The sequence below is a fragment of the Spirulina sp. 06S082 genome (assembly GCF_034932145.1).
Taxonomy (GTDB): domain Bacteria; phylum Cyanobacteriota; class Cyanobacteriia; order Cyanobacteriales; family Spirulinaceae; genus CCY15215.
This window is the reverse complement of the sequence record NZ_JAYGHV010000004.1, coordinates 34,589-49,725: the sequence shown is the minus strand read 5'-3', so window position 1 is coordinate 49,725 and position 15,137 is coordinate 34,589. Positions and strand designations below refer to the sequence as shown.

General features: G+C 44.0%; 15 protein-coding genes. 5 read left to right on the top strand and 10 right to left on the bottom strand.

Going from position 1 to position 15,137, the window contains the following annotated elements; all coding sequences use genetic code 11:
- Window positions 1-187: 187 nt before the first annotated feature.
- The gene (locus VB714_RS01070) at window positions 188-1,003 is read right to left on the bottom strand and encodes a Cof-type HAD-IIB family hydrolase (protein WP_323220291.1); all 816 of its coding nucleotides are present in this window, start codon (window positions 1,001-1,003) and stop codon (window positions 188-190) included.
- A 58-nt stretch (window positions 1,004-1,061) separates the two neighbouring features.
- Here VB714_RS01070 and VB714_RS01065 point away from each other — a divergent pair, with 58 nt between their 5' ends.
- The 4 genes from VB714_RS01065 (at window position 1,062) to VB714_RS01050 (ending at window position 3,269) form a co-directional block, all read left to right on the top strand.
- Window positions 1,062-1,616: a Uma2 family endonuclease gene (locus VB714_RS01065; RefSeq protein WP_323220289.1), complete on the top strand. Its 555-nt coding sequence runs from the start codon at window positions 1,062-1,064 to the stop codon at window positions 1,614-1,616.
- Window positions 1,613-1,930 (top strand): DUF433 domain-containing protein, encoded by a 318-nt coding sequence (locus tag VB714_RS01060; RefSeq protein ID WP_323220287.1) that lies wholly within the window; start codon window positions 1,613-1,615, stop codon window positions 1,928-1,930. Before VB714_RS01065 ends, VB714_RS01060 begins: the two co-directional genes overlap by 4 nt.
- Window positions 1,927-2,274, top strand: coding sequence for a DUF5615 family PIN-like protein (locus VB714_RS01055; RefSeq protein WP_323220285.1), 348 nt, complete (start codon window positions 1,927-1,929; stop codon window positions 2,272-2,274). Before VB714_RS01060 ends, VB714_RS01055 begins: the two co-directional genes overlap by 4 nt.
- A gap of 89 nt (window positions 2,275-2,363) precedes the next feature.
- Window positions 2,364-3,269 carry a cation diffusion facilitator family transporter gene (locus VB714_RS01050; RefSeq protein WP_323220284.1) on the top strand — a complete coding sequence of 302 codons (906 nt, stop codon included), beginning with the start codon at window positions 2,364-2,366 and terminating at the stop codon, window positions 3,267-3,269.
- A gap of 73 nt (window positions 3,270-3,342) precedes the next feature.
- Here the strand turns inward: VB714_RS01050 and VB714_RS01045 are convergent, their stop codons facing one another.
- From VB714_RS01045 to VB714_RS01025, 5 genes are all read right to left on the bottom strand, one after another.
- The gene (locus VB714_RS01045) at window positions 3,343-4,149 is read right to left on the bottom strand and encodes an MBL fold metallo-hydrolase (RefSeq protein ID WP_323220282.1); all 807 of its coding nucleotides are present in this window, start codon (window positions 4,147-4,149) and stop codon (window positions 3,343-3,345) included.
- 67 nt (window positions 4,150-4,216) lie between these two features.
- The gene (locus VB714_RS01040) at window positions 4,217-6,502 is read right to left on the bottom strand and encodes an adenylate/guanylate cyclase domain-containing protein (RefSeq protein ID WP_323220280.1); all 2,286 of its coding nucleotides are present in this window, start codon (window positions 6,500-6,502) and stop codon (window positions 4,217-4,219) included.
- A complete protein-coding gene (locus VB714_RS01035; RefSeq protein WP_323220278.1) occupies window positions 6,502-7,314 on the bottom strand; it encodes a DUF928 domain-containing protein in 813 nt (270 codons plus the stop codon). The genes VB714_RS01040 and VB714_RS01035 overlap by 1 nt, the downstream gene beginning before the upstream one ends.
- 156 nt (window positions 7,315-7,470) lie before the next feature.
- Complete coding sequence (locus tag VB714_RS01030) at window positions 7,471-9,078, bottom strand: protein kinase domain-containing protein (RefSeq protein WP_323220295.1); 1,608 nt, start codon at window positions 9,076-9,078, stop codon at window positions 7,471-7,473.
- Window positions 9,079-9,150: 72 nt separating this feature from the next.
- Window positions 9,151-9,474 (bottom strand): hypothetical protein, encoded by a 324-nt coding sequence (locus VB714_RS01025; protein ID WP_323220276.1) that lies wholly within the window; start codon window positions 9,472-9,474, stop codon window positions 9,151-9,153.
- A gap of 255 nt (window positions 9,475-9,729) precedes the next feature.
- On the opposite strand from VB714_RS01025, the gene VB714_RS01020 reads away from it, so the two are divergent.
- The gene (locus VB714_RS01020) at window positions 9,730-11,127 is read left to right on the top strand and encodes a diguanylate cyclase domain-containing protein (RefSeq protein WP_323220274.1); all 1,398 of its coding nucleotides are present in this window, start codon (window positions 9,730-9,732) and stop codon (window positions 11,125-11,127) included.
- Window positions 11,128-11,327: 200 nt separating this feature from the next.
- Here VB714_RS01020 and VB714_RS01015 read toward each other — a convergent pair whose 3' ends face one another.
- The 4 genes from VB714_RS01015 to VB714_RS01000 all read right to left on the bottom strand — a co-directional run bounded on the left by VB714_RS01015 (window position 11,328) and on the right by VB714_RS01000 (window position 15,085).
- Window positions 11,328-11,873 carry a YqeG family HAD IIIA-type phosphatase gene (locus tag VB714_RS01015; RefSeq protein ID WP_323220272.1) on the bottom strand — a complete coding sequence of 182 codons (546 nt, stop codon included), beginning with the start codon at window positions 11,871-11,873 and terminating at the stop codon, window positions 11,328-11,330.
- A 22-nt stretch (window positions 11,874-11,895) separates the two neighbouring features.
- Window positions 11,896-12,960 (bottom strand): endolytic transglycosylase MltG, encoded by a 1,065-nt coding sequence (gene mltG / locus VB714_RS01010; protein WP_323220270.1) that lies wholly within the window; start codon window positions 12,958-12,960, stop codon window positions 11,896-11,898.
- Between the two features lie 53 nt (window positions 12,961-13,013).
- On the bottom strand, window positions 13,014-13,586 hold the full coding sequence (locus VB714_RS01005) for a DUF3727 domain-containing protein (protein ID WP_323220268.1): 573 nt from the start codon (window positions 13,584-13,586) through the stop codon (window positions 13,014-13,016).
- Window positions 13,587-13,651: 65 nt separating this feature from the next.
- Window positions 13,652-15,085 carry an LCP family protein gene (locus VB714_RS01000; RefSeq protein ID WP_416309571.1) on the bottom strand — a complete coding sequence of 478 codons (1,434 nt, stop codon included), beginning with the start codon at window positions 15,083-15,085 and terminating at the stop codon, window positions 13,652-13,654.
- Window positions 15,086-15,137 lie beyond the last annotated feature (52 nt).

Here is a 15,137-nt window from a genome sequence, read left to right as displayed (position 1 = left end):
CGATCGCGGTGTTGTTTACGCTCGCATGGAAGAAAAGGAACAGGCAATTGCCGATTTACAAAAAGCTGCCGAACTGTTTTCTGTTCAAGGAAATATAGTTAGCTATCATCAGAGTTTAGCTTACATTCAAGCAATTGAAAATTCGCAGTAAGATTACTTTAGAACTACTTTTTTTCTTGAGAAAGAACTAAAGTAAAAATTTAGCGATCGCCTCTGCAACACCATCTTCATCAACAGAAGGAGCAACCCATTTAGCTATTTTTTGTACATCGGGGGGTGCATCTCCCATTGCAATACCTAACCCAGCATATTCAAGCATTTCCAGATCGTTATAATTATCGCCGATCGCCATCACATTCTCAGCAGCATAACCGAGAATTTCGGTTGTTAAAAAATGCAATGCGGTGGCTTTATTCACACCGGGATAAGTCGCTTCTAAAAAATAAGGTGAAGATTTGGTTAAATATAATTCTGAGGGTGAATAACGATCTTTGAGTATCGCCATCATCTCTTGAATTGCATCCACATCTGGACTTAAAGCCAAAATTTTAGTGGGAGGATCGATCAGTAAAGTTCGCAAATCTTGTGTAACATTTGCCTGAATACCCGAACGAGCGATATACTCGCGAGTATATTGGGTAGATTCTCGCACGTAGAGGCAATCGTCCCAATAACAATGAATATCAACGCGATCGCGCCATTGGGGTTGTTCGTAATAATCTAATAATTCCCTCGCAGATTGGAGAGAGAGGGGGCTATGACGCAGAATTTCTCCGGTGATGGGATTTTGAATCCAGGCTCCGTTATAGGCAATAATAGGCAATTGTGAGCCGATCGCCTGGTGAAAGCGTAACGCCGATCGATACATTCGTCCCGTCGCGATCGCCACTTGAATGCCCCGGTTTTGAACTTCGGCGATCGCCCTTTTGACCACTTCGGAGACTTGATTGGATGTCCCCGCGATCGTACCATCAACATCTAAGACTAATAAACGAATGCCCATATTAGAAAACCCGTAGTTTTTTTTGTTTATACTGAATTTAGTGCTTGTTGGTCGGGTTATGGTGCAAATTTCTCCTAAAATAATTTCTCTTCAAGACTTTCTCGCGAGTTCAGAAAGTCACGAGTCTTACGAACTAATTGACGGAGAAGTAATTCCGAAAATGCCACCCCAACGCTTTCACTCTAAAACTCAACGTGCCTTATTGCATTATTTAGAAAACTGGGGAGAATCGCGGGGAGAAGTGGGAATCGAGTGGTCGGTTACATTACAGCGACAGGGACGAGACTGGGTACCTATTCCAGACTTACTTTTTGTCCATCGCGATCGCCTCCCCCAAGTCTTGGGAGATGAACCTTGTCCGATCCCTCCGGATCTGGCGATCGAAATTATTTCACCGGGTCAAAGTTTTGGGAGAATGGCAGAAAAAGCAACAGATTATTTAGCAGCCGGAGTTTTGCGGGTTTGGGTGGTAGACCCTCAATCTCAAAGTATTACAGTTTTTGCGCCTAATACTTTACCCGTCACCTATCGCGGCGATCGCATTCTTACCGATGGATTATTCCCAGAATTTTCCTTAACAGCGCGATCTTTGTTTATAAGTGCAGGAATATGAAATTAACAACAACCCAACACAAATACATCGAAATTGACGAAAACAAAGTTCCCTATATTGCCCAAACAACAATGAAAGTGATTGAATTGATTTCCGGTCATCTTACTTTTGGTTGGAGTCCCGAAGAACTTAAATTTCAACATCCCTATTTAAGCATGAGTCAGATTTATTCTGCCTTAGCTTATTATTGGGACAATAAAGAAGAATTAGATACCGATATGCAGCAACGATTTGAAAAAGTCGAACGATTGCGTCAACAAGCAGGGGAAACAAATTTGGTTAAAAAACTTCGCGATCGAGAGTTAATTCAGTGACAATAGCACTTTATATGGATGAACACGTGCGCCGAGCAATTACCAATAGTTTAAGATTGCGTGGGATAGACGTTCTTACCGTACAAGAAGATAATCGCATGGGAACACCAGACCCAATTTTACTCGATCGCGCCACCGAACTCAATCGAGTTCTCTTTACCCAAGACGATGATTTTTTAGCTATAGCCAGCGATCGCCAAAAAGAAGGTATTAATTTTAGTGGGGTTATCTACGCACATCAACAATATGTAACCGTTGGAGATTGCGTGCGAGATTTAGAAATTATTGCTAAAGTTGGCGAGACAGAAGATTTAGCGAACCAAGTTCAATATCTACCGTTATAGTTTGATGGTAGAATTATAGTCTTCTTTACTAAGGTTCACAATTTATTATCGGTGTAAATTAAAGATAGTTAAAGGCGATCGCGAACGGGATGAACGAAGAGAAAAATGCTTATTTTGTCAGTCGCTTGGTGTTATTAGCGACCCTCTGGTTAATGGGGTTGGTATTCTGGGTTAAAGTTTCTGTAGGTTGGGAAGCGCGATCGCTGGGACTATTAGTGCAATGTTTACATACTCTGATTATTTGTTTTAATGCCCTTTTGGGGTTTTTAGCCGTTATTGGTTCCGATCGCCCAGATGGACGAGAAATTTATGGTCATGGCAAAAAAGAAGTTGTATTGACCTTTGCTTTAGTGGCAAGTTTGGCGATCGCTTCTTTCTTTTTCTTTGAAACATTAATTCCTCAATTTCAAGCCGCTTTAAAACGAGAAATCTTGCCTTTTCCTTTAGAGATTAAAATTCCAATTCTACAATTTCTCGGATTTGTATCTTTGCCGATTTTAGGAATAGCCTCTTTTTCTTTATATCAAGCCAAGCGTTTAGATCACGCCATTCTTGCCTTTAATGCCAATCAGTTATTTAAAGAAGCAGGTTTAACTTTATTAGTCTTCGCTGGACTCTGGGGGGTTTGGTGGGGAGAACCTTTAATTGACCTTGTTTTAGCGATTATTCTTTATATTTTGGTTTTAGATGAATTTTGGCAGTCCATCGCGTGGAATTTGCCCTTAATGCTGGAACAAAATGCAATTGCTTCAGAAGCGATCGCCGCGATCGCTAAAAGTGTGCGAGGCGTTTCTCATTGTTATAAAATTCGCACGAGGGGAATTGTAGGACAATTTGTTTATATTCAAATGCACCTCATTGTAGAACCGCGTTATGAAAAAGCAACCACAGGCATCGCGCGTAAAATTGAAGAAGCATTACGGTTGAGATATGGTTCCCTGCAAGTTACCTTTTATATCGATACAGAAGCAGGGCGATCGGGTATATTGCGATGAAGAAAAGTTGTGCCGTATCGGTAGGCACCCCTAAAACCTTCTCAACCCTTCGAGAAATATATTTTAACTTGTCTTATCGGTCGATCGCCGTACTAATTGCTGGGTTGGGAACGCGATTATAAAATTCAAAAATTTGTCCTCGCTGGACAAAACCCAGAAACCCAGCAGATTTGGCATCGGGGAGATGACCGGGTTGATAACCATACAACCACATTTTATTCTTCCATCGTTCCGGTAAATCGACTAATTCTTTGTAGTGAGCGTGTACTGAACTGGGAAATCGTGACGTTTCGCAATCGTGAAAAATGATATCTGCATTTTCGTAATATTCTTGAGTGGTATCGAGAGAAATCTGGGCATCTGTGGTGATAAAAACTTTTTGTCCCCCAATAGTAAAAAAGATGCCATAACTGGGCATCAAAAAATAACCATTATCAATATGAACGACCCGGACTAAAAAAATTTGTATATCATTCCAAATAAAATGTTCGTTGCGACCCACCTTATGTACATTAAAAAAAGTATCGATATCCGCTAATTCATTGCCAATGGACTGCATTCCTCCCGCTAAACATCCATACCATAATTTCGCTGCGACATCCTTACTCAAATATAGATTGGGCTTGGGACAGCGAGGATCGAAAAATGTTGTTAAGCCGATAAACTCCATACCCCCAACGTGATCCGCGTGTAAATGACTGATGTAAATATCAGTGATATCTTGGTAAGAGTAGCCGCGATCGTGAAGAGAAAAACGAATATCAGAACCGCAGTCAATCAAAAGTTTGCGACCTCTCTCATCCATTAAGAGCATATTAGACTGGTAATTGTTTGCTCCTACTGTGAAAGCCGAACCCGAACCCAAAAATAACAACTTCATCGCTCTTTTCGTGAGTGTTTGCATTTCAAGGATGAAAGGAAATCAAGATAGTTCATCCCGCACAAGCCTAAATTTGTTCCTCTAAGCCCTGATAGATTTCTTGTAACTTTTGATTTATTTTAGGGGGTTTTGCTGTAAATTTAACATAAAAATTTTCCTCTTTACCTTCCTTTTCCATGACTTTTGCATAAACATCCTCGCTTATTGTAATTTTATCGGTATTGGTCGGCTCAATATTGAGAAAATTTAATTTTATATTTTGTAATCCTGTCGGTTTTTCAACTTCACCATTATCTACCATTGCAATTTCCCCCCCTTTATTCGAGAGACGAATCAATTTTCCTTGTATCGCTTCTACACCAATATGTTTGCCATCGAGTACCGTATATTGCAACAGTAGAGGGTGAGTTAAAGTGAAGAATATTTCCTCTTCTTGAGTCAGGAATAGTTGATATTCCCCACCAATTCCCCCGATCTCGTAGATGGTAATGGGTTTAGTTACTCCTTTGGGGGAAACTTCTTTTTGTCCATCAATACGAATTTCCTCACCAGCTTCTTTGAGAGTCGTTTCTGATACAAGAATTTGTCCTCCCGTCGTATAAGATTCAATGCGATAGGTGAGATTGACTTGAGAACCGACAATACCGTATTTAGTGCGTTTTTCTGAGCCAATATTGCCGACAACCACTTCTCCTGTATTGATCCCAATGCCCATTTCAAGGTCGGGTAATTCCCATGCCCTGATTTGAGTATTCACCTCTATCATTGCTTGCTGCATGGCGATCGCACAGGCGATCGCGCGACGCGAATCGTCGTCTCGTACTGTGGGCGCACCAAAAAGAACGAGAATACCGTCTCCCATAAACTCATCAATCGTTCCTTGATAGTGGGTGATGACATCGGCCATATAGCCTAAATATAAGTTAAGAATCTTAACCACTCGTTCCGGAGGCAACCGTTCAGAAAGTGCCGTAAATCCGCGCAAATCCGAGGTTAAAATGGTAATTTTGCGGCGTTCTCCTCCCATCTTCAATCCTTCAGGATTTTCGAGGAGATTGGCTACAACTTCATCGGTGAGGTAGCGTCCGAAGGTTTTGCGAATATCTCCCGCCGATCGCGCAATATAAGCAATAATAACCACCGTCGATGATACCAAAGCTAAGAGGGGAGGAACCACAGGAATCCACCATCCCCCCACTAAAGCCCAATAGCTACCCCCCATTAATATTCCCACGGCGATCGCCGTCGAAACCCCTCGTTTCATTGCCTGTAGGTGATTATCTCCCCCCACGTGCCGCATCGCCCAGGAAATAGAAGCACCGATCGCCGACCAGAGGAAAATCCAGATCCATTCCAAGGGTTCGGGCCAGGTTCGCATTAGGGCGCGATTATCGAGGACAGCACTGAGAATTTGACTGGTGAGATGACCGTGAATTTCCACCCCAGGCATCGCCTGGGGTAGACCGATCAACCCCGTACTATAGGGAGTAAAAAAGGCATCGTTGGCACTCTCTCCCACTGCCCCAATCAGAACAATGCGATCGCGAGCCCAGTCTGAAGGTATCTTATTTTCGAGAACGTCCGTCAGAGAAACTTGCTCAAAAGCGGGAGAAGAACTGCGATAATTGAGGATAATTTGATAATCGCCAGTTTCCGTGCGAATGTATCCCCCTTCATTAGCATCGAGGTCGGGAAAAACTGTATCGCCAAATTTCCACCAATTATCCGTCCCTTCAGCAATTTCTAATTTAATCCCCTCTTGCTCTAAATAAAGCGCAGCAAGATACATGGCAAAACTAGGAATCGCTTGGTCGGGGGTTTCCGCATTGGCAACTGTGAGCAAACCTCGACGCACTTTATTATCGGCATCAAGGATATTATCATTAGCTCCGACTTGACCTTTAGCCTTTAATTCTGGAGGGGGATCGACAGTTTCCCGTTCATTATCCCCGGATACTTTTTGGATGCCAATCAAATTGGGAGTTGAATTAAAAACCCGCACTAACTCATCATGACCTGGTTCAACGGGCTGACTGCGATAAATGTCTAAGCCGATCGCCCTCGGTTTTTGCGCCTTGAGTTTTTCGAGTAATTGCGCGTAAATTGCATCGGGAAAGACTAACTTTTCTTGCTGGCGATAATCTTCTTCCGTTAAACCAACAATAACAATGCGATCGTCTCGCTTTTCTTGGGGACGCAAGCGTAAAAATTGATCGTAAACCCCCCATTCCCACCCTTGTAGTAGCCCAAAAAAACGCAGGAGAATCACAAGCGCAGCAATGGCTGGTGTTGCGATCAAGACACCCCGCCATTGCCACGCCCAATGCTGAAAAGATTGTTTCTCTTTGCCCATTAAAATTCCAAGTCTTCTGGTTCAGGAACACAATACTCGCTATTTTGACATGAAACAAAGGGAATTGATTCAAATTGAGGCAAATTAACAGATTTGAGTAACCCTGCCCATTCTCCTGTATCCAAACTTCGCAGTTTTGCTGCTAAATTCACGGTTTCATTCCAGATAGCATCGGCGGCATATTCATTCGCTTTAGCAACCAGTGACGTAGCGCTCATATTATCAAGATTAGCCGGAAGGGGTTCTAAATCTTCCACTCGCTGAAATACTCCCCGGACATAGCGATCGAGATCGTATTTATCAGGATCGCAGTGGATAGAAAATGACCAAGTGTAAGTTTCACCTGCTTTTAAATCTGCACCCTCTAATTTATAACGAACAATGCCGCCTCCCTCATTTAAGGTATCGGGAAGGGAAGTTTTGCCAACATAAACCTCTTCAGGTAATTGGCGAGGCTGACCGGGGGTTAAAATCACCACAGTGGCGGAAATCTCTTCTGATGACACTGTTTTCGGGACATAGACATATAATGTTGGCTCAGAATCGGCTGTTTTCACCAACGTATCTTCGGGAATGAGAGCCGTTAGCGGTTCTACATTATCTCCTTCTTCGAGACAAGAGGTTGCCCCAGTACGGGAGCCGCCACCGTAGGTACGACTTAATGTTCCTCCTCCCGAAGGGGCGCTTTGGGGAAAATCAATACTCACGAGAAACTCTGGAATTGCTTGGCTAGACTGCGGGTAAACGAGTAGGCTCGTACCCAGCAGGGCAGATAACATTCCGAGAGATTGAAGCTGTTTGCGAAAACTCATTTTTAATCCTTCTCCGACTGAGAGACATTCAAGGCGATTGTTTCTCTATGATGACAATTAATGTTTTAGAGTTCCATTGACTTTATTAATAATTCTACGATAACTCACGATCGCCTATTGATGCCATGCGTCATGTGGCGCGTTGAGATAGGATATTTAACCGAAACCCAAGGCAATTTCTTGTAACCGATCGCCAGGGTTAAAAGCAAAAAGCGATGAGGTAGGCTGCTGGGCGATCGGTGCAGAAGAATCGTCCAAGTTTGTCCCGACGGTTTGCTGGCGAATTTTTTGTTTTTGGCTGTATTCAATTTGTTTTTCTTTGGCGATCGCCCCGGCGGGAGTATTGGGGGGAATCACTTGCAGAAATTCGAGTGCTTCTGTAAATTGGCGATCGGCGGCGAGGTCATAAGCCTGTTGCAAGAGAGACATGGCACGAATGCGCTGTTTTTGACTATATTCCTTCAGTTTGGGTTGTACCTTTTTGCCAATGGTCGTATGCGGGGAAATACTTTCTAAATGGATTAAAGCGGCGGTAAAGTCTTTTTCTGCGGCTCGCCCAAAGGCTAGTTTTAAGAGCTTTTCGGCTTCTCGTTCCGCTTGAGGAGATGCCTCTTTTAAAAGAGGGTCGAGTTGCTTCTGCCAGTATTCGATCGCGGGAACTAAAGCGGCTTCACTGACTGTTGTTTGCCAATCCTGTTGGGCCAAGGCTTCTTTGGCGGCGTTAAAGTGCAGGGAAGCCCTACTCCAATCTTGCTGCCATTGCGCGATCGCCCGTTGGGATTGTTCGTAGACGGGACTATCGGGAGAAATGGTGCGGGCGAGGGCGATCGCATCTTCGAGTTTACCTTGGTGCAGGTGGCGTTGTGCTTTAGCAAAGCGAGTCTCTCCTGGATCTGTGGCGCTGCTATCGGCAAGGGTGTACAAGCCGAGGGCAATGGCAAAGGTGTTAACAAGAGCCGCAAGAACCCCCATTCTCATTAGCGTTCTCATTAAAGAAGGATTGAGAGAACGGTGGGAGACTTTGGCAAGGGGAACGGACGAATATACTGGGGTAATTGAGTTGTAGGGCAGTTCGACATCAGCTTCGACTTGCTCTTGAGGCGCATCTAGCTCGGGTGCAAGGCGATCGTGCCAATCTTCAAATTCAGAAGGGGTCGGTTTTTTAATAAATTTGGAGGAAAATTGAGTAGGAGGAGAAATGAGGGTTTTCTGGGGACTTTTTTTCTCTAAGCCCGAATTATCGAGATAATGACTACTTGCTTCTAGGAGAGAATGGCGTGCCGATGGCAGTAAGGGATCGAGTTCTGCCAAGACTTCCCTCGCACTAATATAGCGATCGCGCAAATGGTAGCGGGTCATTTGGTTTAAGATTGCGCTGAGTTCTTGGCTATAGGAAGTTTTCGCCAAACGCTGCCATTTAATTTCGTTACTGGCAAGATCGAGTTGCAACTTGGCGGGGTCTAATCCTGTTAGCATCTGAATGGCAATAATCCCCGCACCATAAAGATCGCTGGCGGGTTGAGGTTGTCCAATGAGTTGTTCGGGGGCAAGATAGCCCGAGGGACTCACGGCAACAGTTGAGGATAGTCCCATACTATTATTGACAAGCTGACGATGGACGGGCTGCGCTGCCCCAAAATCAATGAGAATTAATTTACCGTCTTTGGCACGTCGCAAAATATTGTTGGGTTTGAGGTCGCAATGAATGACTCCTTGGGCGTGGATGAAGTCTAAAACCCCGAGAATATCGCGTAGAAAATAAATAACTTTCGCTTCCCGTTCGCCGGACTTGTCTTTTGGGTCAAGTTCGGGAACTTCGCGATCGAGGAGTGCTAATTACGTATTGAAAATATGGCCGATAATCAGTTCTTGTACCAAATAAAGCCCTTGATTTTCCTCAAAACAATCCAGAAAGCGCGGAATTTGGGCGTGATATCCCAATTTTTTCAAAGTCTCGGCTTCGGTAACAAAAGTACGCCGACTGGTTTTGAGGAGGTTAGGAGATTCGCGATCGCCGGGGTAGTGTTTAACCGCACATCGAGGGCGGGAAGGTTGGGCAAGGTCTCGAGCCAGATAGGTGTGTCCGAGGGAGCCAGAGTTTAAAAGCTGGAGGATCTCGTAACGACGTTTGAGGATTTGTCCGACAGGTGAGTAATACACTTTGTGATTTAACCAAGCTGCTAACTGTCCGGGTTGCCCCGTTCTCTATCTCATGTTTCTGGTTTTAATTCCAGTTTCCGGACGATTTCAGCAAAATTTTTCTCAATTCTGTTGGCAGGGACAGAAAAAAGGCGGAGATTGAAGGACAAGTTAAAGGGAATTTTTCTAAATACTCTCAACAAAGTAATTTCACGATTGAAATCGCTGTACTTAAGATTATAGAGTTTAGGTGGGTGGTCAATTTCTTTCCCAAATATGAATCCCGACTTTAGTGCATCAACTCAGAATATTTTAATTGTCGATAATTGCCTTGATGATGCCGATCGCTTGGCTGCGCTTTTGAGACAACAGGGTTATCGCGTCCGCATCCTACAGCAAGGGACTCAAGCCTTGGCCGAGGTAGCGCGATCGGAACTAGATTTGATTTTGCTCGATATCAATCTTCCCGATCTGAATGGTTACGATTTATGCAAAAAACTCAAAGCGAATTACAACACTCAAGAAGTTCCGGTTGTCTTTATTAGCAGTCTCGATCGCGTTTGGGATAAAGTTAAAGCCTTTTCTGTAGGGGGAAGAGACTATATTACCAAGCCTTTTCACGATGCAGAAATTCTTGCTCGCATTGAAAATCAACTGAATATTCGCAATGCTTTAAAGCTCTTGATGATGCAGAATGCACTGTTAGCGGAAGAAATTTGCGAACGTCAGCGTATCGAAAAAGAATTGCGTCTTTCTGAAGAAAAGTTTGCGAAAGCCTTTCGTTCTAATCCTAATTCAATTACAATTACTAGATTGAGTGATGGCAGCCATATTGATGTTAATGAAACTTTCTGCAACGTAACAGAATATTCTCGGGATGAGGTGATTGGACACACGGCCAAGGATTTGAATTTATGGGTTCAAACCGATTTGCGAATTGACTTATTCAAGCATTTAACGATGTATGGGGTCATTCGCAACTATGAATTTCAATTTCGCACGAAATCTGGGGCAATTCGGACGGCGTTACTTTCAGCAGAAATTATTACAATTCACGGTCAAGAATGTTTGCTTTCACTCTCTAATGATATTACCGATCGCGTGCGTGCAGAAATTGCTTTGCAAAATGCTAATGAGGAATTAAAGCGTCTAGCTCTTCTTGATGGCTTAACCCATGTGGCCAACCGACGCTATTTTAATACAGAAATTGCCAGTGTTTGGCAAAATTTAATGAAAATCAAAGGGGTTCTTTCCTTAATTTTATGTGATGTAGATTATTTTAAGCGCTATAATGATTGCTATGGTCATTTAGCAGGAGATGGGTGTTTACAACGCGTTGCAAACGCGATCGCGAAGGTTCTCAAAGAACGAGAAATATCTAGTGTGGAATATACGATCGCGCGTTATGGTGGGGAAGAGTTTGCGGCAATTTTGCCGGAGACTGAAGTAGAGAAAGCCTTAGAAATTGCAGAAGGTATTCGTGAAGCAGTAGAAGGTTTAAAAATTCCTCATGCGCGATCGCTGGAAGGAGATTATGTTACTTTAAGTTTGGGTGTTGTCACCACAATTCCTTCTGAGGAATTTTCACCAGAAGCGTTAATTGGTGTCGCAGATTTAGCATTATATGAAGCCAAGGAACAAGGAAGAAATAGAGTTATTGTGGAAAAATTTTAAGATTCTAAATGTCCCGATCCCCTTACCCCAATCAAAACGCCAGCCCTGAAATTGCTTTCTGTGACTGGCGTTCTTGTTTTATTTTATCTTTCAAGGTCTTTTATATTGGCTGACCCCGTTTCTATAATTGTCATGGTGTCATAACAATTGCCTTAACTTTTATTTCGTAATCTTTTCTTTATATTTCACTTGGTCAAGATTTATGAATCCTTCCTAACGTTTTGTTGCTTGCCCGTGAGGGGAAACCCGAGGAGACCTTGAGTTAAGCGCACTTCAAGGGTTCGCAGAGGATAAGAACGAGCTGCGATCGCCGGATCGACCATGGGTTCAACGAGAATGGTAAACATCCCCATGCGGTTTCCCGCTAACGCATCGGTAATCAGGCGATCGCCCACCATTGCCACGCGATCGGCAGGAAATCCCATTGAGGCGATCGCCGCTCTTAATTTTCGACGGGACGGTTTCCCAGCACTACAGATATAAGGAAGTTGTAAGGATTTGGCAATACCGCCAATGCGAGTTTCACTGATATTGTTGCTGACCAGCCACAAGGAGGCTATTTGGCGTATTTGGCCGACCCATTCAGCAACTTCTGGAGAAACTTCTCGTTCTTTGAGGGGAACAAGAGTTTCATCCACATCCAGAACCAAACCCTTCAGTTGATAGCGCTGGAGAAGTTCCGGGGTCAAACCGATAACGGTATTCTCCAAGACCAAATCCGGTTGTAAAAATTCTGCCCAAAACATATATTTAGTAATTAATTATTAGTTATTGATTATTGCTTTCTCTGGCTTGACGAATCGCATTTTTAGCGGCTTCGTGTTCTTCAACGGTTTTGCTAAAAACATGGGTTCCATCGTAACGAGCAACGAAAAAGAGGTATTCTGTGGGTTCTGGATTGAGGGCAGCTTGCAGACTGGATAACCCAGGACTGGCAATGGGAGTAGGTGGCATCCCTTGATTGAGATAGGTGTTATAAGGATTAGGAGTTCCCACTTGAGCAAAAGTTAAGGGTTGGTCGGCAGTTTGCTGAATTCCTAAACCATACTCTACCGTTGGATCGGCTTCCAATTTAATGCCCTCATTCAGTCGCTTAGTATAAACACCCGCAATTCTAGGACGTTCTGCGGCGATCGCGGCTTCTTTTTCCACTAAACTCCCTAAAGTCACCCAATCTTTTAAACTCAAGCTGGTTTCTTGTTGGTTTTGTTGGTAAACCGGAAGGGCTACTTCTGCAAAGCGATTCAGCATTAACGCGATCGCCTGTTGGGGTTGTGCCGTACTGTTGGGGAGTTGGTAGGTATCGGGATAAAGAAATCCTTCCAGATGAGGGAGTCCCTCGGGCAACCACGGATAGCGATCGCGAGGAATTTGTCGAGTGGCTTGTACAAAGGCTTCTGCGGCAAAATAACCCCGTTGCTCAAAATATTTTCCCATTTGCGCGATCGACCAACCCTCGGGAATCGTAAAAGTTTGTTCTCGGACATTTCCCTGCCAAATCATAGCCGCAATTTCGGGAGTAGATTGGGAGGGAGAGAGGGTATAAGTTCCCTTTTTAAATGACCCGTCTCGATCTTGGAATAATAACCAAAATGCCCAAATATTCCACGCCCAAGCTGAAGAAATAACCCCAGTTGCTTCTAAATCTGCACCAATTTGTCGAGTTGACGTTTCCCCTGGAACATCAATATCGATCTGAACCGCTTCTTCCGCAGGAGCAATAGGAGAAACCGCCCAATACCACCACTGAGTACTGTGCCAAGCGCAGAAAACCATCATCCCCGGTAAAACTGCTAGGGTATAAAACCATTTAGAGAAACTGCCAAAATTCATAAATTATAGGAAGTAGGGAGTGGAGAATTAGGAGTAGGGAAAATAACTAGAATTTAATCCTCGCGATCGAGTTCGCGAACGAGTAACTCTTGGAGTTGGGGTTGAATATTTTGCAGTTCTTCCAAAGAAAGGATTTCCACATTGCCTTTTGGGGTTTGTCTGGCGAACAAGAGCAGGGGATCGAGGGGTGTATAAATTTCGTACTCTTGTTCTTCGTGATAAAAATGGGTCAAAAATTGAAACTGTTCCGATTCTAGCTGGTCTGTCTCTGTCTCAATTTCTAAGGTTAGGATATCATCTTCGTCAGATTCGGGTAATTCTCCGCTTACGGTCAGAGTATAAGCCGCTAGGTTGAGAGTTAGATTTTGTTCGGCTAAAACCGCTTTAGCATCATCAAAAATCCGAGCAATTTCTTCGCTGTCCTCTACCCAAATCGCTTCGGCATCATCGCGATCGCTTTCCCAAGCAATAATAGTGATGGGAGTATCCAGGGGCAGAAGCAAAAAATAAGTCGTACCATCTTCAATAAAAGAATGCTCGATGGAACAGCAAAGGCTTTGTCCGGCTTCGTCAGTTAGGGTAAGACTACGAGGCGGATCGGAACGATTTTTAGGGAAAGAGGGCATTATCAATGATCTATTACCAATTATTCATTCCCAATTATCAACTATCAACTATCAACTATCAACTATCAATTATCTGTCCAGCGATCGCCATTCTCTTGTAATCGAGACCAATCGCTTCCGAGTTGAATGGTAATATCCGAGTTAAGTTCCCCGGTACTTTCGACGAGAACTTCCCCTAATGCTAAGTCATACTGAAGTTCGCTTGCACTGTTGCGATCGCCTCTTTGGGCGATAATGCGGGTTCCCCTGAGAGGATGGGTTAAAGACTGTCCGATGAAGAAATTATCGTAACCTTGTTCGCGCAAAATCTGCTTGAGAGTGGCGATCGCCTCGGGGTTGCCCGTGCTATCTTGAATAGCAATTTTAACTGTACCCTTACGGATCGGAGAGGATTCACTATACCCTTGATCGAAATGTTGCGCCACCATCGTGCGAATGCGACGACTATTGGGAATCCAATAACTCACTTCGTTTTCCCCGGTGCCGTTAAAATCCCCCGGTAACATTAACATTTGTACATCTTGTCGGTTGGCATGGGAAACAAATCCCGCGAGGGCGGCAATTTCTTCGACACTGAGATTAGTGTCGATATTAGATTTAAGCACTTGAATGACATCGGGAAGTCGTAAAAGAGTAGCAGGTCTGAGGGTTTGTTCTACTACCGCCCGCATTAGGGCTTGTTGGCGTTGAATGCGACCGATATCCCCATAGCGATCGTAGCGGAAACGCAGGAATTGAACGGCTTTGTCGCCGTCGAGGTGTTGTTCCCCTTGTTTGAGATTGATGTAAAGGTGCTGACTGTGATCGGTATATTTCATGTCTTTGGGAACATCAACGGTCATTCCACCCAAAGCATCGACCAGTTTCTCCACCGCTTGGATATTAACCCGCACATAGCGATCGATGGGAACACCTTCTAAAAGATTACTAATAGTTTTGGCAGTGAGGGCTGCCCCACCATGATAATTTGCGGCATTGATTTTCACTTGTCCAAAGCCGTCGATGGTGGTGCGAGTATCCCGAGGAATGGAAAGGACGGAGAGTTTGTAATTGTCTGGATCGAAGCGCACCAGCAGCATTGTATCTGTCAATCCTTCAAAAGAATCGACTAAAGCGTGATAGCCCAAATTGTCTTGGGGGGGATTTTCTAAGTCTGAGGTAAGCACTTTCGTGCCGAGAATGAGAATATTAACTGGGCGAGTCAGTTTGGGGAAGCGCAGGGATTGAGAGGAGATCGCCTTTTTTTGATTAAATACAGCCGCATCTTCAGGGCTGAGGAGAACTTGACGCAGGGGAGTTGCCGATAAGGATACAGCTAAAATTGCCCCGGCTGTGGCAGAAATGATGCCGACTCCGGTTAATCCCAACCAAATCCACAGCCAACGCGCATTTTTTTTCTCGATCTTGCGTTTTCGGACTTTCCCGATCTGGGGAGATTTTTGAGAATAGCGACGAACGCTCGGTTTTGACTTTCTTTTCACTGACACGGGTTTCCTCATGCGGCAAAAGTTTAGCGATCGATTTTGATTGTAAACTGTTCGTTAACTTTAC

Coding starts and splice junctions, on each gene's coding strand:
- VB714_RS01070 (WP_323220291.1), bottom strand. CDS start 1,003: ATGGGCATTCGTTTATTAGTCTTAGATGTTGATGGTACGATCGCGGGG.
- VB714_RS01065 (WP_323220289.1), top strand. CDS start 1,062: ATGGTGCAAATTTCTCCTAAAATAATTTCTCTTCAAGACTTTCTCGCG.
- VB714_RS01060 (WP_323220287.1), top strand. CDS start 1,613: ATGAAATTAACAACAACCCAACACAAATACATCGAAATTGACGAAAAC.
- VB714_RS01050 (WP_323220284.1), top strand. CDS start 2,364: ATGAACGAAGAGAAAAATGCTTATTTTGTCAGTCGCTTGGTGTTATTA.
- VB714_RS01045 (WP_323220282.1), bottom strand. CDS start 4,149: ATGAAGTTGTTATTTTTGGGTTCGGGTTCGGCTTTCACAGTAGGAGCA.
- VB714_RS01040 (WP_323220280.1), bottom strand. CDS start 6,502: ATGGGCAAAGAGAAACAATCTTTTCAGCATTGGGCGTGGCAATGGCGG.
- VB714_RS01035 (WP_323220278.1), bottom strand. CDS start 7,314: ATGAGTTTTCGCAAACAGCTTCAATCTCTCGGAATGTTATCTGCCCTG.
- VB714_RS01020 (WP_323220274.1), top strand. CDS start 9,730: ATGAATCCCGACTTTAGTGCATCAACTCAGAATATTTTAATTGTCGAT.
- VB714_RS01015 (WP_323220272.1), bottom strand. CDS start 11,873: ATGTTTTGGGCAGAATTTTTACAACCGGATTTGGTCTTGGAGAATACC.
- mltG (WP_323220270.1), bottom strand. CDS start 12,960: ATGAATTTTGGCAGTTTCTCTAAATGGTTTTATACCCTAGCAGTTTTA.
- VB714_RS01005 (WP_323220268.1), bottom strand. CDS start 13,586: ATGCCCTCTTTCCCTAAAAATCGTTCCGATCCGCCTCGTAGTCTTACC.
- VB714_RS01000 (WP_416309571.1), bottom strand. CDS start 15,085: ATGAGGAAACCCGTGTCAGTGAAAAGAAAGTCAAAACCGAGCGTTCGT.